23 protein-coding genes are annotated in these 24,335 nt (G+C 41.8%); 8 read left to right on the plus strand and 15 right to left on the minus strand.

The annotated features are described in order from the left end of the window. Window positions 1-134: 134 nt before the first annotated feature. The 4 genes from frsA to vcdP form a co-directional block, all read right to left on the minus strand. Entirely contained in the window at window positions 135-1,394 is a 1,260-nt protein-coding gene (frsA, locus tag C9J48_RS04280) for an esterase FrsA (RefSeq protein ID WP_006230877.1), read from the minus strand. Between the two features lie 255 nt (window positions 1,395-1,649). Continuing rightward, entirely contained in the window at window positions 1,650-2,108 is a 459-nt protein-coding gene (gpt, locus tag C9J48_RS04285) for a xanthine phosphoribosyltransferase (RefSeq protein ID WP_006230876.1), read from the minus strand. Window positions 2,109-2,162: 54 nt separating this feature from the next. Then, window positions 2,163-3,452 (minus strand): NCS2 family permease, encoded by a 1,290-nt coding sequence (locus C9J48_RS04290; protein ID WP_006230875.1) that lies wholly within the window; start codon window positions 3,450-3,452, stop codon window positions 2,163-2,165. A 596-nt stretch (window positions 3,453-4,048) separates the two neighbouring features. Further along, window positions 4,049-4,156, minus strand: a complete 108-nt coding sequence (gene vcdP / locus C9J48_RS28470) for a small protein VcdP (RefSeq protein WP_483875170.1) — start codon at window positions 4,154-4,156, stop codon at window positions 4,049-4,051. Between the two features lie 663 nt (window positions 4,157-4,819). Here vcdP and C9J48_RS04295 point away from each other — a divergent pair. Then, on the plus strand, window positions 4,820-6,280 hold the full coding sequence (locus C9J48_RS04295) for an aminoacyl-histidine dipeptidase (RefSeq protein ID WP_006230874.1): 1,461 nt from the start codon (window positions 4,820-4,822) through the stop codon (window positions 6,278-6,280). 187 nt (window positions 6,281-6,467) lie between these two features. On the opposite strand, the gene dinB is transcribed toward C9J48_RS04295, so the two are convergent. After that, window positions 6,468-7,544 (minus strand): DNA polymerase IV, encoded by a 1,077-nt coding sequence (dinB, locus tag C9J48_RS04300; protein WP_006230873.1) that lies wholly within the window; start codon window positions 7,542-7,544, stop codon window positions 6,468-6,470. Between the two features lie 254 nt (window positions 7,545-7,798). On the opposite strand from dinB, the gene C9J48_RS04305 reads away from it, so the two are divergent. Continuing rightward, the gene (locus C9J48_RS04305; protein ID WP_006230872.1) at window positions 7,799-9,031 is read left to right on the plus strand and encodes a diguanylate cyclase; all 1,233 of its coding nucleotides are present in this window, start codon (window positions 7,799-7,801) and stop codon (window positions 9,029-9,031) included. 148 nt (window positions 9,032-9,179) lie between these two features. On the opposite strand, the gene nqrM is transcribed toward C9J48_RS04305, so the two are convergent. From nqrM to bolA, 10 genes are all read right to left on the minus strand, one after another. Beyond that, on the minus strand, window positions 9,180-9,401 hold the full coding sequence (gene nqrM / locus C9J48_RS04310) for a (Na+)-NQR maturation NqrM (protein ID WP_006230871.1): 222 nt from the start codon (window positions 9,399-9,401) through the stop codon (window positions 9,180-9,182). 9 nt (window positions 9,402-9,410) lie between these two features. Beyond that, window positions 9,411-10,433: an FAD:protein FMN transferase gene (locus C9J48_RS04315; RefSeq protein ID WP_006230870.1), complete on the minus strand. Its 1,023-nt coding sequence runs from the start codon at window positions 10,431-10,433 to the stop codon at window positions 9,411-9,413. Window positions 10,434-10,622: 189 nt separating this feature from the next. Then, window positions 10,623-11,846, minus strand: coding sequence for an NADH:ubiquinone reductase (Na(+)-transporting) subunit F (gene nqrF / locus C9J48_RS04320; RefSeq protein WP_006230869.1), 1,224 nt, complete (start codon window positions 11,844-11,846; stop codon window positions 10,623-10,625). 23 nt (window positions 11,847-11,869) lie between these two features. Beyond that, window positions 11,870-12,466: an NADH:ubiquinone reductase (Na(+)-transporting) subunit E gene (gene nqrE, locus C9J48_RS04325; protein WP_006230868.1), complete on the minus strand. Its 597-nt coding sequence runs from the start codon at window positions 12,464-12,466 to the stop codon at window positions 11,870-11,872. A 7-nt stretch (window positions 12,467-12,473) separates the two neighbouring features. Beyond that, on the minus strand, window positions 12,474-13,106 hold the full coding sequence (locus C9J48_RS04330; RefSeq protein WP_006230867.1) for an NADH:ubiquinone reductase (Na(+)-transporting) subunit D: 633 nt from the start codon (window positions 13,104-13,106) through the stop codon (window positions 12,474-12,476). Next, window positions 13,099-13,893, minus strand: coding sequence for a Na(+)-translocating NADH-quinone reductase subunit C (locus C9J48_RS04335; protein WP_006230866.1), 795 nt, complete (start codon window positions 13,891-13,893; stop codon window positions 13,099-13,101). Before C9J48_RS04335 ends, C9J48_RS04330 begins: the two co-directional genes overlap by 8 nt. Further along, window positions 13,883-15,127: an NADH:ubiquinone reductase (Na(+)-transporting) subunit B gene (locus tag C9J48_RS27810; protein ID WP_006230865.1), complete on the minus strand. Its 1,245-nt coding sequence runs from the start codon at window positions 15,125-15,127 to the stop codon at window positions 13,883-13,885. Before C9J48_RS27810 ends, C9J48_RS04335 begins: the two co-directional genes overlap by 11 nt. A 3-nt stretch (window positions 15,128-15,130) precedes the next feature. Further along, a complete protein-coding gene (locus tag C9J48_RS27815; protein WP_006230864.1) occupies window positions 15,131-16,471 on the minus strand; it encodes a Na(+)-translocating NADH-quinone reductase subunit A in 1,341 nt (446 codons plus the stop codon). Window positions 16,472-16,882: 411 nt separating this feature from the next. Next, complete coding sequence (locus tag C9J48_RS04345; RefSeq protein ID WP_006230863.1) at window positions 16,883-17,968, minus strand: TRAP transporter substrate-binding protein; 1,086 nt, start codon at window positions 17,966-17,968, stop codon at window positions 16,883-16,885. 275 nt (window positions 17,969-18,243) lie between these two features. Further along, complete coding sequence (gene bolA, locus C9J48_RS04350) at window positions 18,244-18,552, minus strand: transcriptional regulator BolA (RefSeq protein ID WP_006230862.1); 309 nt, start codon at window positions 18,550-18,552, stop codon at window positions 18,244-18,246. A 179-nt stretch (window positions 18,553-18,731) separates the two neighbouring features. Here bolA and C9J48_RS04355 point away from each other — a divergent pair, with 179 nt between their 5' ends. From C9J48_RS04355 to C9J48_RS04380, 6 genes are all read left to right on the plus strand, one after another. After that, a complete protein-coding gene (locus tag C9J48_RS04355) occupies window positions 18,732-19,856 on the plus strand; it encodes a methyltransferase (RefSeq protein ID WP_006230861.1) in 1,125 nt (374 codons plus the stop codon). A gap of 85 nt (window positions 19,857-19,941) precedes the next feature. After that, entirely contained in the window at window positions 19,942-20,511 is a 570-nt protein-coding gene (locus tag C9J48_RS04360) for a YajG family lipoprotein (protein WP_006230860.1), read from the plus strand. Next, window positions 20,511-21,062, plus strand: a complete 552-nt coding sequence (locus tag C9J48_RS04365) for a peptidylprolyl isomerase (protein ID WP_006230859.1) — start codon at window positions 20,511-20,513, stop codon at window positions 21,060-21,062. The genes C9J48_RS04360 and C9J48_RS04365 overlap by 1 nt, the downstream gene beginning before the upstream one ends. A 46-nt stretch (window positions 21,063-21,108) precedes the next feature. Continuing rightward, window positions 21,109-21,471, plus strand: coding sequence for a hypothetical protein (locus tag C9J48_RS04370; RefSeq protein ID WP_006230858.1), 363 nt, complete (start codon window positions 21,109-21,111; stop codon window positions 21,469-21,471). Window positions 21,472-21,641: 170 nt separating this feature from the next. Further along, window positions 21,642-23,030 (plus strand): AmpG family muropeptide MFS transporter, encoded by a 1,389-nt coding sequence (locus C9J48_RS04375; RefSeq protein ID WP_006230857.1) that lies wholly within the window; start codon window positions 21,642-21,644, stop codon window positions 23,028-23,030. Window positions 23,031-23,389: 359 nt separating this feature from the next. Beyond that, a complete protein-coding gene (locus C9J48_RS04380) occupies window positions 23,390-24,202 on the plus strand; it encodes a nucleoside-specific channel-forming Tsx family protein (RefSeq protein WP_006230856.1) in 813 nt (270 codons plus the stop codon). Window positions 24,203-24,335: the final 133 nt, after the last annotated feature.

Below are 24,335 nucleotides of genomic sequence, written 5' to 3' on the forward strand. Positions count from 1 at the left end.
TGTATGTAACATCATACATAAAATACTCAACCACTTAAGTATGGTCTAACTCAGTTATAAAACCATTAAAGCCATACTAGATGCGTATTGGCAACATTTTATTTACATAATCAGACCAGACCTTACTATTTTTCTTATGCTAATTTATCTTTCAGCCATTCAATAACAGTCACCATCGAGCGATGATAACCATCATGTAGTGGTGTGTCCGGCAATGTTATTGCTTTACCGCCACGACTCGACATTTCTATTAATTGATTGTCGATTTCGCGACAAACAGGATCATTTTTTAAGCTGATTCCTAACATTGGGATATCTACTTTTCGGCGACCTAATAAACCTTGATTTTTCAACGACCACGCGGGTAAATGCGAGGTCAAACTCGATTTTGATACACCGTGTTTCCCCATACGAGAGGCAATCACATCCAAATACATACGTGGCATAGCATCCAGCATTTGAGGTTGAGTAAGCACGCTATGAATCGCACCACCTAGGCTGATACACGTTTTTAATCGTGTCGGTTCCATAAAGCCCAGTCGTATCGCGGCATTGCCACCAAAACGTAAGCCCAGCATCGCCACTTTGGTATTATCAACCCAAGGCACATCGCGAATTTGCTGTACCAATGCCTGATGAAGGCGACTAGTATCTTCGGTTAATGCCCAACGAGAGCTATGACCAACAGAAGGCATATCCAATGTCACCATGGCAAAGCCAGCCGGGCCAAAATAATCGCGGTATAAACGCCACAAGTCCGATTGCAAAGAATCTAATCCACCACTCACAATAACGGTAGGCAGCAACTTATCAGTGCGCGGTAAATGAATAAAAGCTTGGAATGTTTTACCTTCATACTTCACATCAATAGTACGTATTTGATGTGGCGTTAACGCCATGGATTCGCGATATGATTGATTTGCTTGGATCTCAGCTTGAGCTGCTAGCGTATCGCCCTTAAGGTGTGGATATGCTGCAACACTGTAATACATACTGGCTTTTAATAATGTATCAGCTGCTTTTTCTTTCTGACCCATTTCAACGTAAGCACGGGCTTTTTTTTGTAGTTTTGCCCCAACTTGCGTCCATTCATAGGTCCAGTTACCCGGTTTATATCCAATAACTGTATCCAATAATTCATCGCTAGTACGTGTTGCTGTTGAACTCGCCATCCGTGATAGAATCGCTTCCATTTCAATAGGATCAATACCTTGCCAAATCCATTGAGGCCGGCGTAAAACACGATACCACCCCTTCTCACTATCTCCATCTAATGCATTATGCACCGAGGCCGATTTTAAGTTCGCTATTTTCACCAAATTTGATGTTTCTTTGGTATTCATTCGAGGTGCAAATAACTGTTCGGACAAATTTGTTTTTGATGTATCAGACACAATGAACTCCGATATTTAAAATCAAACTACGCATTAAAGCCGGCAAAAACAAAACAAGACACTATCGTCATGATAGATTTAAGACTGCCAATGAAAACACGTAGGATCAGCATATAATTTATAGTATATCACTCAATCCTTCATTACTTTGATAGCAATCTGTAATACCAATATTGCAAAAAAAAACAGATAAAAAAAAGGCACCATCACTGGTACCTTTTTTCGCGAAATTAACTGTAATCAGCTAATCAATAATTATTTTTTTGAGATAGGCTCAACAAACGTAACAGCCATATCCCAAGGTTGCTCAATCCATGTGTCCTGTGCAATATCAACAACGTAGTCATCAATAAGGTGCTTACCAGCAGGCTTAGCACATACAGTTACAAACTTTGCTTTAGGGTACATTGCACGGATCAGTTCAGCTGTACCACCAGTATCAACAAGATCATCGATTACGATGAAACCTTCACCATCGCCGTCTGCTTGTTTAAGTACTTTCATTTCACGCTGATGATCGTGGTCGTAGCTTGAAATACACACTGTATCAACATGACGAATGTTAAGCTCACGTGCAAGAATCGCTGCGGGTACTAGCCCACCGCGACTAACAGCAATGATACCTTTCCACTGATCAGCTGGTAGCAATTTTTCAGCTAGCTGACGTGTATACATTTGCATGTTATCCCATGTGATAACGAACTTATTACTCATATCCAATGAACCTCTAAATTCAGCGATTTTATCGCCAAAAACGTTTATAAACTGTTATAAAAAAATAATTTTAGCAAGGAAAAGAGCAGAAATCACCCATACACTGATATTCACATCACGTCCCTTGCCACTCATTACTTTTACTGCAGCATAAGTGATAAAACCTAAGCCGATACCTTCTGCAATTGAATATGTTAGCGGCATAAGCAAACAAACAACAACCACTGGCGCAGCTTCTGTTAAGTCACGCCAATCAATGCTAACTAAACCCGACATCATCAGAATAGCAACATAGAACAATGCACCCGCAGTCGCATACGGTGGAACCATACCCGCTAACGGTGCAAAAAATAAAGCCAATAAAAATAGTACGCCGACAGTAACAGCCGTTAAACCGGTACGTCCACCAACTGCAACACCAGAAACACTTTCGACAAAAGATGTGGTATTTGATGTACCTAATAATGCACCAATCGATGTTGCTGTACTATCCGCTAAAAGAGCGCGATTTAGGCGAGGTAGCTTACCATCTTTATCGATTAAGTTGGCTTTCGTTGCCACACCGACTAACGTTCCTGCCGTATCAAAAAGATCGACAAACAAGAAAGCAAAAACAATTGAAATAAGCCCAACTTCCATTGCACCAGAAAAATCCAGTTGCAAGAAAGTAGGTGCAATGCTTGGTGGCATCGACATGATGCCATTGTATGACACTTCACCAAATAACACGCTTAGTGCTGTCACCGCTATAATCGCAATTAAGACCGCTGCTTTATAACCACGGTGAACCAGTGCAATCGTTAAGAAGAAACCCAATGCTGCCATTGCGGCAGGGAAACTGGTTAAATCGCCGATATGTACTAGCGTTGCTGGGTTATCGACAACAATGCCAGAGCTTTGCAGTGCTATAAATGCCAAAAATAAACCGATACCAGCAGAAATGCCGGTACGTAGTGCTAAAGGAATAGCATTAATGATCCATTCACGTACTTTCAATAAACTAAGCACGATGAAACATAGACCTGAAATAAAGACTGCCGCCAAAGCAACTTGCCATGTATGCCCCATGCCTAATACAACGGTATAGGTAAAGAATGCATTCAACCCCATACCTGGTGCTTGAGCAACAGGATAGTTAGCAACAAAACCCATGATGAAACAGCCAACCATTGCCGCTAAACAAGTCGCAACAAAGACAGCACCATGATCCATACCCGCGTTGGATAACATCGTAGGGTTAACAAAGATAATGTAAGCCATGGTTAGAAAAGTCGTCAGACCGGCTAACAATTCAGTACGAATATCCGTACCGTGCTCTTTCAGTTTGAATAGTTTCTCAAGCATTGCTCTCAATTCCTTGGAGATAATACGCAGCAGTTCAAAAAAGTTTTAAAAAAGGAAACGTTTGCGTGTCCGATTTCGGGGGCGATTATATGCCTCTAAAAACACAATTTCCAGAAAATAACCAAATCATCAGTAAATAAACTAATCAAGCGAGTAAAAAAGCACCTGACAGATCCAATTGAAAATTAAAACAACAAAAAATCAACAACTTACACCCGTCATTCAAAGTGCATTTTTTCATCAAAATTAAATTATCTTTTATAAGCAAACGTTAATATCCCTAACATATTTGTTAAAATAACGCTTCTCGATGAAATGTAATCGAATACATCTATTCGGTATCTTTTCACCATATAAATAACAAAAAATGCGATCATTACTTGGGAGGATATTGAATAGGTGAGTGAATTTATATTAATCAGTTACTTACTAGGACTTAATGGGCAAGCCCTAAACACGAAGCAAAAAAAACGCCACCTCAAAAAGAGATGGCGGCAGAATTTGGCAAATAACCAGATTTGGTTACTTAAATATTCTTAATATTTGGGGTGAACAATATGTTCGGCTAAGTAGTGTCACAACACTACTCGGCAAAATTAATAACCGAAAGAGCTCGGGTAGCTGAAGTTGCTCGTGTAAACAGAGCGGTTGTTCCAGAAGTATGCAATAGAGTCAAAAGCTTTCATTTTAATTACCTTAATCATAAGTTAGTCCAAACACATGCAACAGTTAGCATGGCTCAATTCCTTGGAGCATTTAGACCGTCGTTGGTCTCACTTAATCTCGGTTCCTTGGAGGCAATATATCGGGCTCATCCTGAGCAGTTAGTGTGTTTTATTTGTCTTCTCTAGAAGATGAACAAACTATAAACCGAACGTAATTTAATTACAATCATTTTCTTTAAGTTCGTCACACTTTTCGATAAAATCTCTTGTAGATCACCTTACATTGAAAGTTTATTACAAGATAAGCCCCCCAAAGGTTACTGGTACGCGACCAAAGCGTAACGCTGGTATTATTGATTTGTTGCCACCTTTGTGCGCCTCTATCTTAAATAACAAATAAAGACTGTCGTGAAGGTAAAAGCGAGCCTAACACAACGTTTATCATGTAAAGAGAAAGACGAATATAGCCTATATACCATGCAACAAGGTGAGCACATTGCCACTACCAGCGAGCAGCTACTTGCGAGTGCTCACAGTCTGAATACCCACATTTCACATTTTAAGATTTAGCTACCTAGCCCAATTGCACAATGGTATGCTTGGGCTAACCATGATAGTTAATTCTGCTATCATTTTGGTCGTTTATCCATCAATTACACTGGATGAAGGCCTTAGCCCAAGATTGTATAAAGGGAGTCTACTGTGTCTGAGATTAGTCAACTATCACCACAACCTGTGTGGCAATTTTTCGATCAAATCTGTTCTATTCCTCATCCATCAAAGCACGAAGAGCCATTGGCTCAACACATCATCAAATTCGCTGAAAGCGAAGGATTAGAAGTTCGTCGTGATGATGTTGGCAATGTATTCATTAAAAAGCCAGCAACACCAGGAATGGAAGACCGTAAAGGCGTTGTTCTGCAAGCACACATTGATATGGTTCCGCAGAAAAATGAAGATACTGACCATGACTTCACGAAAGATCCTATTCAGCCGTTTATTGATGGCGAATGGGTTACAGCAAAAGGAACAACCCTAGGTGCCGATAACGGTATGGGTATGGCTGCATGTCTTGCTGTTTTAGCAGCAAAAGACGTTGAGCATGGTCCACTTGAAGTCTTACTGACTATCGACGAAGAAGCTGGCATGACTGGTGCTTTCGGTCTTCAAGAAGGCTGGCTTGAAGGCGACATCCTATTAAACACGGATTCTGAACAAGAAGGTGAAGTGTACATGGGTTGTGCTGGCGGCGTAGATAGCGCAATCACACTAGAACTTGAGCGCGAAGCTGTTCCAGCAGAACATGCTGCCGTTAAGCTAGTAGTGAAAGGCTTAAAAGGCGGGCACTCTGGCTGTGATATTCACACTGGTCGTGGTAATGCCAACAAGCTACTGGGTCGCTTCTTGTTCGCCCATGCTCAAGAGCTAGGCCTCCGCCTAGCAACATTTACCGGCGGTAGCCTTCGTAATGCGATTCCTCGTGAAGCATTTGCCATCGCAACATTACCAGCAGCTAACGTAGATAAGCTGAATGAGCTATTCTCGTACTACCACTCAATTTTAGTGGCAGAGCTAGGCAAAGTTGAAACTGATATCAACCTGTTTATTGAGCCAGCTGAACTGCCTGTAGATGTATTCGCCGCAGCAACACAGACCCGTTTTAATGCTGTACTGAATGCGTGCCCTAATGGTGTTATCCGCATGAGTGATGACATCGAAGGTGTGGTTGAAACCTCACTGAACGTAGGTGTTATCACTACAGAATCTAGCAGTGTGACTATCTTATGTCTGATACGCTCGTTGATGGATTCTGGTCGTAGCAATGTTGAAGGCATGTTGAAAGCCATTGCTGATCTAGCGGGTGCACAGTGTGAATTCTCTGGCGCATACCCAGGCTGGAAGCCCGATGCTGATTCTGAAGTGATGCGTCTATTCCGTGAAACATACAAGAATATCTACGGTAATACACCTAATATCATGGTTATTCACGCAGGTCTTGAGTGTGGTCTATTCAAAGAACCATACCCGACTATGGATATGATTTCTTTTGGACCAACCATTAAATTCCCTCACTCACCTGATGAGAAAATACAGATCGCAACTGTTGATCTATTCTGGGAGCAAATGGTTGCTATCCTAAAGAACATTCCAGTTAAGAAGTAACGAGTAAAAAGATACGAGTGACGAAAGGCGAGTTCATTGGGACTCGCCTTTTTGTACCTAAGTTCTGCAGGCCAGTTTTTCTAACCTAGCATAAAAATCAAGCTCTTCGCTTTTCCTCGCCACTCGAACCTAGTTACTCAAATCTGCTTATCCATAGGATCTCAGAGCCATAGTTCTGCTCTTAAAACTAAAACCCCTCAAACGTTAATTGCTGCGCTTTCATCCCATGATCAAGCCCAACACTGATGCCTATTAAACGAATTTCTCTCCCCTTTTGACGAGTAAGAGCTTCTTTTAGCAACCCAACAAACTGTGTTTTATCTAATACGCCTAACGTATGCTCAACCGTTGTTTGTTGAAAATCGGCAAACTTAACTTTAACGCCTTGTTTCGATATATTCAGTGCCGGACGTTCTTTCTTTAATCTTCGTTCAAGTTCAGGGTATAACTTTTCAATGACTTGCCAGCATTCGCCATATTCACGAATATTCTGTGAGAACGTTGTTTCTACTCCCACAGATTTACGTAAACGTTCGACAACGACTTCTCGGTTATCGATACCTTGTGCTCGCGACCACAAAGATTGACCTAATTTTCCGAACTGCTGCAATAGTAAATGTTGATCATAAGCCTGTACGTCACGCCCGACGAATAATCCTTTTTCGTGAAGCTTTTGAATGGTGACCTTCCCTACTCCTGGGATTTTTTCTAACTTTAGGTTAGCGACAAAATCGGCCACTTCATTGGGTGTTACAACATATTGACCATTGGGCTTATTTAAATCTGACGCCACTTTAGCGATAAATTTTACCGGTGCAATCCCCGCAGACGCCGTCAAATTCAGTTCATCTTGAATTGCTCGCCGAATATCTTGTGCTATGAGTGTTGCTGAGCCGTAAAACATTTCACACTCAGTCACATCTAAATAGGCTTCATCTAATGATAATGGCTCAATTTTATCGGTATAACGCTGAAAGATAGCGCGAATATGCTGCGAAACTTCCTTATAGACCGACATACGTCCCGGAACGAGAGTAAGGTGAGGACATAGCTTCATGGCTTGCCCCGAAGGCATGGCTGAACGCACACCGTATTTACGCGCCAAGTAATTACATGTACTGATCACACCTCGTTGCTCTGAACGACCACCAATCGCAATAGGGATATTCTTCAAGGCAGGGTTATCACGCATTTCAACGGCTGCATAAAAACAGTCCATATCAACATGAATAATTTTACGCTGTTCGATCTCTACGCTGGACACTTATTTCCTCTACCCTCGCCAATCTGTAACTTACAAACCACATCAACTGTTTTTATATACAGTATCATTATAGGCTATTCAAGCAGTCAATAAAAACCAGATACATCGAAGTATCTAAACATAAGCCCGAAAAGTTACAAAAAAGTATCTTGTGAGCAAGATCTGACTCACACCACATTTCACGCTTCTTTATTCACAATACCGATGAAATTTGATAGAACTATAAATAGGACTAATTAGGTAAGGAGAACCGTTTGTTCAACAAAGTATTGGTTGTTGAAGACAGTAAAGCCTTTCGTAAATTTCTTGATGCACAGTTGCACCAAGCAGGCTTTCACGCAGTTTTCGCAGAATCGATCGCTGAGGCGAACGCAATCATTGCGAAAGACAACAACTTTTTATGCGCAGTACTCGACTATTGCCTACCTGATGGGACGGACGGCGAGATCATCGATATCGTGTTAAGTCACCACATCAAATCCGTAGTACTGACAGCACACTTCAGCCAGACCATTCGTGACAAAGTACTGTCGAAAGGCGTTATTGATTACCTACTAAAAGACAGTGCCGCTTCGGTATCTTATTTGGTACCTTTATTACAACGCTTACAGGCCAACACCCACCATAAAGCCATGGTAGTTGATGATTCAACAATGATCCGTCGTCACTTGGTCAATTTGCTTGAGCGCCAAAACCTCTCAGTAATCCAAGCTGAAAACGGGTGTGAAGCCATTAGCTTGCTAGCCGAGCATCCTGATGTCACCTTGATCATCACCGACAATGACATGCCCAAAAAAGACGGTATCACCATGACCCGTGAGATTCGTCGCATGTACAGCCGCAACCAAATCGCGATTCTAGGGTTATCGGGCAGCAGCGATAACTCCATGACAGCACAATACTTGAAAGCCGGTGCCAACGATTTCTTATACAAACCGTTTAATCAAGAAGAGTTTTATTGCCGTATTCACCATATGCTCAACATGAAAGATACATCTGACAAGCTGTATAAGATGGCTAACCAAGACACCTTGACCGGGCTATGGAACCGTCGTTATTTCTTTAACCAACAATGTGATAAAGGTTGCCAACACCGCAACATTGCCATGATGGACATCGATTTCTTTAAGAAAGTGAATGATACCTATGGCCATGATGGTGGTGACGTCGTGTTAATCCACGTAAGTCGTTTGATTCAGACCCGCTTTGAGGATGCCATTGTGGCGCGATTTGGTGGGGAAGAGTTTTGTATACAAGCATGTGGAGCATTTTCTCACTTTCAACAACGATTAGAACAATTGCGTGTCGATATCGAAGCCTTATGCATTCCTTATCTCGATAACACGATAAACGTCACTATGAGTATTGGTGCGGTATCAGGCGCAGCACAAAGCCATGCTATTGATGACATGCTGAGAACAGCCGATGATCACCTGTATTACGCCAAAGAACATGGGCGCAACCAAGTGGTGGCCCATGCTTTATAGCGATTTGGTTACCTATAAATGAAGCACTGCAACAAATTGAAAATAAAAATAAAAAAGCCTGACTCAACAGAATCAGGCTTTTAGATTGTTCGTCAGTTATTTTTCAAATAATCGTAACGTGGTAACCTACCACGCCAGTACTTCACAACTAGATAATTTGGTTCTTTTTCCAATCAGCATGACGTGCTTCTCGTGCTTCACGCTTTTTACGCGCGTCGCAAGGTTCAGGGCAGTCACACTCTTTTGCAATACCGATACCATCAAGCCCACCACAGCTACCGCTAACGCTTTTACGCTGAAAGATGTAGCCGACAGCCATCGCTACGATAACCAGTAAAAATACCGCGAAGGTTGTTAGATATACAGCCATGATTACTCTCTACTTTTTCTTCAAATAAGGTACAAAATCATCAGATAGATACTCTTTGAAGCCATTCTCCGTTTTTATTACTAATAAAATCGGTAAATTTTCTTCGTTAGCGAGTTTTATCGACTCTTCTTCACCCATAACAGAAAATGCAGTAGCATAAGCATCGGCTGTCATACTTGATGGGTGAAGCACTGTAACGGATACCACATGGTTAGCAATCGGTTTGCCTGTTTTCGGATTAATTAGGTGTGAATAACGAACACCACCTTCTTCAAAATAGTTACGGTAATCGCCTGATGTCGCCACGGCCATGTCACCTGGTTCAATAATTTCTTGTACTGAACGGCTACCATCTTCAGTTGGTTTTTCTACTGCAATACGCCAAGGTATACCTTCAAGGTTGTTACCTTTAAGGCTAAGTTCACCACCAATTTCAACCAAGTAATCAGGTACACCTAACTCATCAAAATAATCAGCTACAACATCAACACCAAAGCCTTTTGCTATTGAAGATAGATCAACATATAGGTCAGGAATATCTTTTATTAGCTTATTACCATCAACCTTAAGGTGGTGATAACCAACAATTTCACGACGCTTATTTAACTCTTCATCTGTTGGTGTTGCTTCTGGGCGAGCCTCAGGACCAAAGCTCCACAAGTTAACAATCGGGCCAACAGTAACATCATAAGCCCCATTCGTTAATTCAGATAAACGTAATGACTCTTTCACAACTTTTGCCGTATCAGCAGATACCGAAAAAGGTTCATTCGTTGTATGTTGGTTAAATTGACTGAGCTCGGAATGCTTACGATAAGTCGACATCTGATCATTCACTAATTCTAGACGACGATCAATCTCTGCCTGAATATCAGTGGCAGCGGGTAAGCCTTCCTGCTTAATCAACTTAATTGAATAGTAAGTTCCCATCGTTGAGCCGTTTAAATGAATCAACTCACGCTGATCGCCACAACCCACCAATGTCAATGTCATAACAAGCAGCATAACTGCTCGAGTAAGGAACGTCTTCATTCAACAACTCCAAAATGAAGGGATTACTTATGCTTACCAATATTAGCAACGCTTACTCTACAACATATGCGAAAGCGAGATCGTTAATATAAATAACCATAGTAAAAATATGCTTATTTTAAATGCTTATATTACGAAAATGGCTGACCCTTAACGGATCAGCCATTTTAACTATGTGTTCATGACTAATTAGCCACCGAAGTCATCCAGTAGGATGTTTTCATCTTCAACACCTAGATCTTTCAGCATGCCGATAACAGCTGCGTTCATCATAGGTGGACCACACATGTAGTACTCACAATCTTCTGGTGCATCGTGATCTTTCAAGTAGTTCTCGTAAATCACGTTGTGGATGAAGCCTGTGTAACCATCCCAGTTCTCTTCTGGAGATGGATCAGACAGTGCAACATGCCAATCAAAGTTTTCGTTCTCAGCAGCTAGCTTATCGAAATCTTCTACATAGAACATTTCACGCTTAGAACGCGCACCGTACCAGTAAGTCATCTTACGAGTAGACTGAAGACGGTGTAATTGATCGAAGATATGTGAACGCATTGGCGCCATACCAGCACCACCACCGATGAAGACCATTTCATTATCTGTCTCTTTAGCGAAGAACTCACCAAATGGACCAGAAATAGTACAATTATCACCAGGTTTTAGTGACCAAATATACGATGACATAATACCAGGTGCTACGTCAGGGTTATTTGGTGGCGGTGTTGCGATACGTACATTCAACTTAATCAAACCTTTCTCTTCTGGGTATGAAGCCATAGAGTAAGCTCGGATTGAATGCTCTTTCACAATAGATTCGTAGCGGAATAAGTTAAACTTATCCCAGTCGCCACGGTATTCTTCCGGCACATCGAAATCAGCGTATTTAATGTGATGCGGTTCAGCTTCAATCTGAATGTAACCACCCGCACGGAAAGGAACTTCCTCACCATCAGGGATTTTAAGAACCAACTCTTTAATAAAGGTTGCTTCGTTATCATTCGAAAGAACTTCACATTCCCACTTCTTCACGCCGAAGATTTCTTCAGGAAGCTCAATGTTCATGTCAGATTTAACGTTAACCTGACAAGCAAGACGCTCACCTTCACGTGCTTCGCCTTTTGTGATGTGATCAAGCTCAGTCGGTAGAATATCACCACCACCTGATTTAACTTTCACTCGACATTGACCACAAGAGCCACCGCCGCCACATGCAGACGAAACGAAGATACCGCTAGAAGAAAGAGCATTTAGCAGTTTGCCACCGGCAGCGGTTGTAATCGCTTTTTCCGGATCGTTGTTTACAGAGATAGTAATATCACCTGATGGTACCAGCTTAGATTTAGCGAAAAGAATCACTAAAACTAGAGCCAGGATAATCAAGGTAAACATCACTACGCCAAGAATAATATCCATTGACTATTTTCCTTTTATCCTGATTACAGCTGTACGCCGGAGAAAGACATAAAGCCTAACGCCATTAGACCAACAGTGATGAATGTAATACCTAGGCCACGTAGACCAGGAGGTACATCTGAATACTTCATCTTCTCACGGATACCCGCAAGAGCAACGATAGCTAGCATCCAACCCACACCAGAACCAAAACCGTAAACAACCGATTCAGCAAAGTTGTAGTCACGCTGTACCATGAAAGATACACCACCGAAGATTGCACAGTTAACTGTGATCAGCGGAAGGAAGATACCCAATGCGTTATATAGCGGCGGGAAGAAGCGGTCCAGAATCATTTCCAGAATCTGTACTAACGCTGCAATTACACCGATAAACGTGATGAAGTTAAGGAAAGTTAAATCCACTCCGTCAACAATCGCACCATCTTTCAGTAATAGGTTGTAAACTAAGTTGTTCACAGGTACAGCAATAGTCAATACGACGATTACCGCAACACCTAGACCAAAAGAAGTCTTAACTTTCTTCGATACAGCCAGGAATGTACACATACCCAAGAAGAACGAAAGTGCCATGTTCTCGATAAAAATCGAACGAACTAAAAGGCTTAGATAATGTTCCATGTTGCCCTTACTCCTTCGCTTCTACTTGTGCTGGACGAATAATACGAATTGCCCAGATCATGAAACCAATTAGGAAGAAAGCAGACGGTGCAAGCAACATCAGGCCGTTTGGTTGATACCAACCGCCATCAGAAACTAGAGGTAAAACCTCAACACCAAACAACTTGCCTGAACCTAGTAATTCACGGAAGAAAGCAACAGTGATAAGTACAAAACCGTAGCCTAAGCCATTACCAATACCATCGATAAAAGATGGAAGTGGCGCCGATTTCATTGCGTATGCTTCTGCACGACCCATTACGATACAGTTCGTAATGATCAGGCCAACAAATACAGAAAGCTGCTTAGAAATATCGTAAACAAACGCTTTAAGTACTTGGTCAACCACGATTACCAATGACGCGATAATCGCCATCTGAACAATGATACGCACACTGTTAGGAATATGATTACGTATTAGCGATACAAATAAGTTAGAAAATGCAGTAACAAACATTACCGCTAGCGTCATAACAAACGCTGTTTCTAATTTAGTTGTTACTGCCAATGCAGAACATACACCAAGAACCTGAAGCGCAATCGGGTTATTATCCAGAAACGGCGCAAACAGAATCTTTTTCATTTCTTTAGTATCAGCCATTGTTTAGGCCTCCCTCACGAACCTTAGTTAGAAACGGACCAAAGCCCATGTCACCTAACCAGAAGTCGAAGGTGTGTTGTACACCATTACCCGTCAAGGTTGCACCAGACAGACCATCTACACCGTATAGATCGCCAGCAGGAGCGCCGCCTTTAACAATACGAATTGCTGGTTTGTTGTCGTCGTTAAACAACTTCTTACCAACAAACTGAGCACGCCAGTTAGGGTTCTCAACTTCACCACCTAGCCCAGGAGTTTCACCCTGATCGTAGTAAGTAATACCCGCAACAGTGTTGCCATCAGTTTCAACAGCAACGAATGCGTACATCATCGACCAAAGACCATTACCGTGAACCGGTAAAATCAATTTTTCAATGTTGTTGTTAGCATCTTTAACCAAGTAAATCGTTGCAAGATCAGCACGACGAATAATTTTCGCCAAGTCTTGATCGCCAGACAGTTTAATTGATTGTGCTGGATCTTTTGCAGCAATACGTTGCTTATACTGAGCAGGTGTTTGTCCTGCTTCAGATTGCTCAACGAAGCTACCAGTTTTAAGATCAACAAGCTTAGGCTCGATAAACTGAGCGTAAGATTCTTTGATGTTCGTCGAATCATCCAGTAGGCCAGCTACTGAAAGGATATTTCGCTGAACGTCAAGCACTGCATTTTCTTGTTGAAGAGGGCGCAGAGCAACCGCAGCAGTTGATACTACGATTGAGCAAACAAGGCTCAATGCAACAACAACAATCAGCGTTTTTTTAATGCTATCGTTATTACTTGACATGACGTGCTAGTCTCCGTTTGATATTGCCCTGAACTACTAGGTTGTCAAATAGAGGTGCGAATAGGTTAGCGAATAGAATCGCTAGCATCATACCTTCTGGGTACGCAGGGTTAACCACACGAACCATCACAGCCATAGCACCGATCAATGCGCCGTACCACCATTTACCTTTATTGGTAAATGCCGCAGACACAGGATCTGTTGCCATGAACATCATACCGAATGCAAAACCACCTAGAACTAGGTGCCAGTGCCAAGGCATGCTGAACAGAGCATTAGTATCAGAACCAATGATGTTAAACAGAGTTGCTGTCGCAATCATACCAATCATAGTACCTGCGATGATGCGCCATGAAGCAATGCCCATGTACACAATCATTGCACCACCAAGGATGATCGCTAGCGTAGAAACTTCACCGATAGAACCTGGAATACGACCAATAAAAGCATCCATCCAAGTAATCGCGTCGCCAGTAACAACGTTGATTAGTTTTGCGTCACCACCTTGAGCCCACTGGCTTAGTGCCGTAGCACCAGTAAAGCCGTCAGCTGCTGTCCATACTGCATCACCAGAAATTTGCGCTGGGTATGCGAAGAATAGGAAAGCACGACCTGCAAGTGCAGGGTTAAGGAAGTTACGACCAGTACCACCAAAGATTTCTTTAGCTACAACAACACCGAAGGTAATACCTAGTGCTGCTTGCCAAAGTGGTAGCGTAGCTGGAACGATAAGAGCGAAAAGAATAGAAGTAACAAAGAAACCTTCATTAACTTCATGCTTACGCACCATACAGAAAAGTACTTCCCAGAAACCACCTACAGCAAACACTACTGCATAGATAGGTAAGAAATACGTCGCACCCAGTAGCATTTTACTGCCCCAGCCAGCATCTGCTGACATGGCGCCACCGAGCATTTCTGTTAACCAGTAATGCCAATCACCTGCGATGATCGAAACTAATTGATCGCCTGCATACATGTGGTTCAGTGCAACGATAGCTTGATCACCAACGTTGTACATACCCCAGAACATAGCTGGGAAAACCGCAAACCACACCATGATCATAATACGTTTTAGATCAACGCTATCACGCACATGTGAACCAGAGCGAGTCACTGTACCTGGAGTGTACATAAGAGTTGCAAACGCTTCATATAGCGCAAACCATCTCTCATGTTTACCACCTGGTTCAAAGTGATGTTCAACTTGCTCGAGTAAATTCTTGAGACCCATGAATTACCCTTCCTTCTCAATTTTGTCCAGGCACTCACGTAGCAGTGGACCAAACTCATACTTACCTGGGCATACAAATGTACATAGAGCTAGATCTTCTTCATCCAGTTCTAACGCACCCAGTAATTGTGCACTATCGCTATCACCAGCACACAAATCACGAAGAAGTAGTGTTGGTTCAACATCCAAAGGCATGACTTTTTCATAGTTGCCAATTGGCACCATTGAGCGATCACTACCATTGGTCGACGTTGTCATATTAAACAACTGACCAGGGAAGAATTGACTTAGGAAAGAACGTGTAACAGAAAACTTGTTTTTACCTGGAACAATCCAGCCTAAGAATTCTTTTTCGTAACCTTCACGAAGTGCAGATACCTGTAAATGGTAACGACCAAGGTACCCATAAGGACCTGTCGCTGAAATACCATTTAAAACAGAACCTGAAAGCACACGAATTTGGCCAGGCATTAGCTCTGAATCAGTAAGCTGCTCAATAGAAGCACCAATCTGAGTACGAACCAAACGCGGCTTATTCACAACAGGACCAGCCAATGCAATAACACGATCAGTATAAAGCTCACCCGTAAGGAAAAGCTGACCGAACGCAATCACGTCTTGGTAGTTGATGTGCCATGCAACATTTGCAGCATTAGCGCCGAATAGCATGTGAATATGCGTACCAACAAGACCAGAAGGATGTGGACCGTTAAATACGTGCTCTTCGACATTCGCTTCAGAACATCGAGGAAGGCTAGCACCTGATTTACAAACATGCACTTTATCGCTTGTTAAACGCGACAATAGCGTTAGACCAGCAACAAAAGCATCTGTTTGCTCATTGATAATAGCTTCAGGGTTAGCAGCTAGCGGATTAGTATCAACCGCTGTCACAAAGATAGCCTTTGTTTCAGAATCGATTGCAGCAACTTTGCTGAACGGACGCGTACGAAGCGCAGTCCACATACCAGACTCAACCAATTGCTCAACAATCGCAGCGCGATCTAGTTGGGATAATTGATCAGCCTTATAGCTGTTAAATGTGACTTGCTCGTCGCCTTCTACATCAATAACAACTGATTGTAGAACACGCTTAGCGCCACGATTAATTTCTGCAACCTTACCACTAGCTGGAGCAGTGAATTTAACGCCAGGGTTCTTTTTATCTTCAAAAAGAACCTGACCTTTTTTCACTACATCCCCTACGCGAGTATGCATTGTAGGACGCATACCAACATATTCTTCGCCAAGTAAGGCAACTCTTGTGATGGTATTACCATCATTTATCGCCTGGGTAGGAGTCCCTGAGATTGGGATGTCTAACCCTTTTTTTATTGTAATCATACGCACTTGCACTACATTAACGGGAAAAAGAATTTTATATTGCGCAGTTAAGACACGACTTTCCTTTGTCTGACACGGGCTCTTTTTGTAACCAGTATCGCAACATCCTATTAACCTACTTGGCACATCATTTGATGCCAAGTCGTTTTCAAGCCCGCGATTCTAGCACTAAATCACTAGATTTTGCCACGGCAAACCGCGTTAATAGGTCCAAAAATCAATTAACAACCCAAAGAGAGTACCTTTTTTGAGTGATAAGTTTGACTCAACGCACAAATGTGGGAATATCTCGATTCAACAAAATACACCCACTTACATAATTAAATTAACAGAGCGCTTACACGCTAAAAACAGTCATAATAATAGGGCAACAAAGCCCCATTTCCATTGTTAAAAAAACAGTTATCGATGTTAATCGATATTTACATCTGCATTCTCTGTAAAACGCCCATATTGCCGAACATCAATAAGAAAACGGTAATAAGAGTCATACACTTTCTTTAATGTTGGGTCTGAGTCACTTTTTTCTACTAATAATTCGTTAGTCAGTTGCTTAAGCCGAAGTAAAACGTCGTCGGGAAACACTTTCAATAACACATTATGCTCATTGAGTAAGATATCCAATGCCTGAACATTTTTTAATGTGTATTCATCCAGCATATCTTGGCTGACAGCACGTGCTGCAATCTTAATGACTTCTCTTAAGTCAACGGGCAAAGCCTGCAAAGCATCTTTGTTAATCAGGAACTCCAGATTCGTTCCTGGCTCATGCCATCCTGGGTAATAGTAGTACTTAGCTGCGTTATGTAAACCAAAGGCTAAATCATTATAAGGACCAACCCATTCTGTCGCGTCGATCGCCCCCGTTTCTAACGCTGTAAACAATTCACCGCCAGGTAAACTAACAGGAATCCCTCCTGCACGTTTCAGCACATCGGCACCGAATCCTGGTAAACGCATTTTCAATCCAGAAAGATCATCGAGAGTAGTGATTTCTTTATTAAACCACCCCCCCATTTGCGCCCCAGTATTCCCACCTGACAGTGGAACAACACCAAAAGGAGCATAGAGTTCCTGCCATAATTCAAGGCCACCGCCATAGTGAAGCCAAGCATTCATTTCTTGTGCTGTCATTCCAAAAGGAATAGAGGCGAAAAAGGGTGATGCTGGAATCTTTTTTTGCCAATAATAAGCCGCAGAATGCCCCATTTGTGCTGTACCTTTAGATACTGCATTAAAAACATCAAAACTGGGTACCAATTCCCCCGCGCCATACACTTTTATTTGTAAGCGACCTCGGCTGAGTATGTTTACTTTTTCGGCAAAATGCTCTGGGGCCTCTCCTAATCCAGGAAAACCTTTAGGCCAAGACGTCACTAACGTCCATTCAACTGTACTAATATCTTCAACATTACTTGCCGAATCATTACTATCACAAGCACTAATAAGCATCGATGCTATAAGTGCTACAATCGCTTTAACACTACGTCGCATCATCTATTACTCCTTCCGTTTGGCACACTGCAGACTATGTTTATTAGTATCAACGCTTATCAGTGCCAAACTCTTCACAAGTATAGTCAGTAATTTAGACTCTACTTACTTCCCGCTCCTTGGGAATTGCACCCAATAATACGCCAATCGGATTTCCAATGTTACTTTTCAACTCAAACTTTTAAACGAAAAAAACCGCAACAAATGCGGTTTTTATACTGAATAAATCATAACAGTCACGATCTATTACCCTAAAGAGGTATTTGTTCGTATTTCGGTTATTTAGATCCACCTTGGCATGAAGGTGATAATGGCGCACCATTTGATAACTCTTGCCATTCGCCGAGCGTGTAAGTATGAATAGCTAAAGCATGTATATCATTGGCTAACTCATGCGCGAGGGCGGAGTTCACCGCCCGGTGGCGACCAATCAAACGTGTCCCTTCAAACTGATCACTCACAACTATCACTTTAAAGTGGCTTTCAGAGCCTTCAGGTACGTTGTGCATGTAACTTTCATTTATCACTTCTAAATGAGCCGGTGAAAGTGCTTTTTGTAACTTTTCTTGAATGCGTTCCTGAATCATAACTCTTACTCACGGGTGTTTATATTCGTAAATCAACTGCTTTATTTGGCTCTTTAAATCATTACAGATTCAAAAAACAGCAGATAAAAAAGCAGTTAAATTCGATAATAGGATTGCAGTACACAGTGGTTCTGCGAAAATAGATAACTAATTTCAAACATACCTGAAAGTTACCTGTAATGAAACCTGCACTGACTCTGCATGATCGTACGTTAAAACTTAACCGTTTTCCGATACGCAAAATTGAAACTCTGCAAGCATGGGATGCTGCAGATGAGTATTTAATTAATCATACTCATGACATGGAGCTCGATCCACAGCGCCCGATTCTAATTCTGAATGACAGTTTTGGCGCTTTAAGCTGCTGGTTTGCTGAACGAGCCAATGTTACGAGCGTTACTGATTCTTTTGTGGCAAAACAAGGCTGTATAGCGAACCTAACAGCGAACCAACTGCCCAGTGTTAATATTATTGATTGCTTGGCGGAATTGCCGAAAAATCCACAATTAGTTTTAATAAAACTGCCTAAAAATAACCGCCTACTGACTTGGCAGCTACAACAACTATGTCATCTCTTACCAGAAGATTGCATTGTTATTGGCGCGGCAAAAGTAAAAGAAATTCACACTTCAACATTGAAGCTTTGTGAGAAATTTCTAGGCGAAACCAAAACATCTTTAGCTGTAAAAAAAGCCCGTTTAGTCTTTATTAAACCTAATGCTTCACTCGCAAAACCCATGCCTGAGCCTAAAACATGGGATGTGCCAGAGCATGACATCAGATTAAGTAACCATGCCAATGTATTCTCAGGTGAAAGCCTAGATATTGGGGCGCGTTTATTACTGAATCATATTCCACAAGATTATAAATATAAAGACATTATCGACTTAGGCTGTGGTAATGGTGTCATAGGTATTAAAGCTGCACGACGTAACCCACAGGCAAAAATCACCTGTGTCGATGAAAGTTTCATGGCTGCCGCATCTTGCACAGAAAATGCGAAACAGAACCTAGAAGCACCCGAGCAGCTCACCGCTATTGTTACCGATTGCCTCGCTGATATTGAACATAGCAGTGCTGATCTCGTTTTATGTAATCCACCGTTCCACCAGCAAACAACCATTACTGATCATATTGCTTGGCAAATGTTCTGTGATGCAAAGCAAGTTTTAAGACCAAAGGGGGAGTTAATCGTCATTGGTAATCGCCAGTTAGGATACGATGACAAACTTAAACGTCTATTTGGTAATGTCGAAATCATTGCGCAGAATGACAAATTCATTGTCTATCAATCTGTAAAATAGTTGAGTTCAGCTTTTTTCTATGATGAGCCACGTTAGTCTGTATCTAACATGGCTGGTTATATTTCAGTTAAGGATAAAAAGAAAAATGAAAAAGTTTTTTTTAGCAGCGTCCGTTTTTGCGTTAACAGCTTGCTCTGCACCATCAGAACCACAATTAACCCTTGCACCAACACCTGTAATTGCAACTCAACCGACCACTAACGGACAGGCGCTAAATTTAGAAAGCCGTGACTTACGTACCGCACAGTTTATTGCTGTAGTTGATAGCGGACGTCAAAATGTACAGCCATTACACGCAACACAAAATCTACGAGTTACATTGGAAGATGCCCTTGCACGTCAACTCCAGTCACAGGGCTATAAGCTAACTGACGATACACAAGACAAATTACGCCTTGATATCTTAGAAGCTATGGTTAACGTTAAACACAGCATCATGAGCCACGACCTGAGCAGTAAAATACAACTACAATTAGTGGTTGAAACGAGTAAAGGTAAATTCATTAAACGCTATTCTGGAAAGTCTGAACGTACAGGTGCAATGAGCGCATCCGTTGAGGATATGGAATTAAGCATGAATAATCTGATGACCGCGGTATTGAAAGATATTTATGCTGATGCAGAATTGAACAAATACCTTCAGGAGAACTTATAATGCAACGTTACCTTCTCGCTTTTTGTCTATTGCTGGCCTTGCCTGTAACAGCTGCGACTCAAGTATTAGTCACAACCAATCTTGGTGAGTTTACGATTCAACTGAATGAAGAAAAAGCACCAATTTCAAGCGAAAACTTTCTACGTTATGTCGAAGATGGCAGTTATGTAGACACGATTTTTCACCGTGTTATTCCAGGTTTCATGGCACAAGGCGGGGGGTTTGATCAAGAAATGAAACGCCGCGATAGTTATTCGCCAATCAAGAATGAATCAACGAATGGCTTAGAGAATAATCGAGCAACAGTTGCGATGGCACGTACACAAAACCCTGACTCAGCAACTCGTCAATTTTACATCAATTACCAAAATAATAGTTTTTTGAACGCTCAAGGTGGTCGTGCTGGTTATGCCGTATTTGGTGAAGTTGTGAAGGGCTTCTCAACTATTGAAAAAATGACTGATATACCCACCACAACTATTGGGTCTTTAGGTATGAAAGATGTTCCTCAGCAACCTATAGTTATTAAGGCTATTAAAATTATTAAATAGATTAGATAACGTCACCTGATCGTTATCTAACGTTCAGGTGACTGCTATGCTAACTCTTGTATCATCAAAGCCAGATGTTTCGTCTGAAATAATTGACAAACACATTGCCGATTATGCTCCCGCACTTGCAGTAAGTGCACTTGGCACGATGAATGGTGATGTGACCTACACTTCACTAAAAGCAACCTGTACTGAACACCTCCATGAATGGTGGAAATTATCAGTTTCTTCCGGTACGCCCGAAAATGGATATGAATCTGCCTATTGGCACCTTTTACATCTATTGGAATCTTTAGAAGAACACCAACTACTGGGTAATAGCTTTATTCAATTTAAAGTGTCCGGTTGCGCTCAATTCTTACTTGGTGTCGGTTCAATGCCTATAAAAATGCAAGGTATCAGGCCTTAGAAAGTCATGTTCACAGCCTAAGCAGAGCAATATAACGCTTACTATTTGTAAAAATGACAACTACTTAATAATAAACCGTATTTTTGACTGTCTTTTTACAGAAGTTCACAGTAGCTTACCTTTATAATTGATAGATACAGCGGCGACGCTATCAAGGGCTAGAGGTATTCATGGAACAAGCGGTAGAAGATAATAACAATCAGGGTTGGCGAGTATATCTAGAGAAAAAAGTGCTCATCATGCTGGCACTAGGCTTTTCTTCTGGACTGCCGATATTACTTGTATTTGGTACCCTGTCGTTTTGGCTTCGTGAAGCCGAAGTCAGCCGAACTGATATTGGCTTCTTTAGTTGGGTAGCACTCGCTTACGGCTTTAAATGGATGTGGTCCCCCTTAATCGATCGCTTCCCTATTCCTGTTTTTTCCCACCTATTTGGTCGACGACGCGGCTGGATGTTGTTTTCACAACTAATGATTGTGCTTTCATTATGCGGTATGGCACTCAGTAACCCTCAAGTCGATCTGGTTCAGCTCGCCATTTTTGCAGTTATTGTCGCATTTGCCTCTGCATCTCAAGATATCGTCATTGATGCCTACCGTATTGAACTTGCAACAGAACGCCTTCAAGCAGCACTTGCAGCCGCTTATATGACAGGTTATCGCCTGGCCATGATTATGGCTGGAGCCGGCTCGCTTGCATTTGCAGCATGGTTTGGTTCAGATACAGAATACGATGTAACGGGTTGGAAGTTCGCTTACTTCATCATGGCTGGCTTTATGCTGGTCGGCATTATTACAGCTCTTTGCATTAACGAACCCAGTATAGATAGTGCTGAAATTGAAAATACTGAGCGAGAATATCGTCAACAATTAATCAATGATGGTATGACTCCGAAAAAAGCCAGAATAATCGCATGGTTCTATACTGCAGCTGTTATGCCATTTAAAGACTTTTTCGATCGATATGGGCGCCATGCTTTACTGATATTAGCCTTGATCGGTTGTTACCGAATTTCTGACGTTGTTATGGGGGTAATGGCCAATGCTTTCTATGTCGATATGGGATTCACTAAGACACAAGTTGCCTCTGTCACCAAAATCTATGGTGTGATCATGACACTAGTAGGCGCTGGGCTTGGCGGTATTTTGATCAGTAAGTTCGGTACTATGCGTATATTGGCACTGGGGGCATTTTTAGCTGCCTGCACAAATTTATTGTTTATGCTCTTTACCTTTATTGGTAATAGCATTCCTATGCTTGCTATTGTTATCTCTGCCGATAACTTAAGCGCCGGTATTGCCACCGCAGCCTTCATTACTTATCTATCTAGCTTAACCAATGTCGCATTTTCAGCGACACAATATGCACTATTTAGCTCAATAATGTTGTTATTCCCGAAGTTCATTGCTGGGTTTTCAGGCATGTATGTCGACAACTTTGGTTATAACACTTTCTTCTTTACGACCGCACTGATCGGCTTACCCGTTTTACTGCTCGTTTATTTAGTGGCAACGAAAACCAAAAAGCATGATGAAGTCAGCCCCAGCCTTACTTCATAGCTCAATTCAAAGGCGATATTTACTCTAAAAATGATATTCAAAGAGGTATTCTGTTGATGCAGAATATCTCTCCTTTTTTTATAACCCAATTTCCCTTCTAAATCCCCTGTCCACTTACCTTAAAATTATGCCAATTTTATCTATCTCTGAAAAAGTTCAATTAAATGTCAAAAAAAAAACATAAAGATCACTAAAACCTTCTCTTTGAAATCGATTACAGCCGATCAAGATCACACTTAGCAAAGGATTGCGCAATCGTTACATTCCCAAAGGTGACATAAAGCAATAGAATCACTGCCATAAATACGGACAGCCCATATAAGTCCGATCATATCGACACAATTAGCGAGTATCTGATTATGCGTAAATCACTAGTAGCACTAAGCGTATTAGCAGCAACGGCACTACCTACAGTAGTAAGTGCAGCTGACTATTCTGATGACATCCACAAGAATGACTACAGCTGGTCACAGTTCAACATAATGTACGTTGTGGATGAGAAAGGCGCAGGAGCTGAGTCTAACCACGATTACCTAGAAATGGAATTCGGCGGTCGCTCGGGCATCTTTGATCTTTACGGTTACGTTGACGTTTTCAACCTAACATCAGATCCGGACAGCGACAAAGCTGGTGCAGAAAAAATCTTCATGAAATTTGCACCACGTATGTCTCTTGATGCAATGACGGGTAAAGATCTATCTTTCGGTCCTGTTCAAGAGCTTTACGTGTCGACTCTTATGGAATGGGGCGGTAATTCTGGTGTTAACACTCAGAAAATTGGTCTAGGTTCAGATATCATGGTGCCTTGGTTTGGCAAAATGGGCTTAAACCTTTACGGCACATACGACTCAAACACTAAAGATTGGAACGGTGGCCAGATTTCAACTAACTGGTTCAAACCATTCCACTTCTTTGACAACGGTAGCTTCATTTCTTACCAAGGTTACATCGATTACCAATTCGGCATGAACGATGACGAATCTTACCAGTCTAGCACTGGCGGCGCGATGTTCAACGGTATCTACTGGCACTCAGATCGCTTTGCTGTAGGTTACGGTCTGAAATTGTACGACAATGTATACGGCTTCAAAGATGGCGAAGCACTACCTTGGGCACCAAAGGCAGAATCTTCAGGTGCTGCGCACTACGTATCAGTTACATACAAGTTCTAAGAAGCCCCCCCTTCTTATTGAACATGAAAGGCGCCTATTGGCGCCTTTTTTAGTACATTTAAGAGAAAATAGCGTCAAGTTGATACTATAATTCGCAAAAATAAGACACTTATCGTTTTTAATACTCCCTCTC

Source organism: Photobacterium profundum (assembly GCF_003026285.1).
Classification (GTDB): Bacteria; Pseudomonadota; Gammaproteobacteria; order Enterobacterales; family Vibrionaceae; genus Photobacterium; species Photobacterium profundum.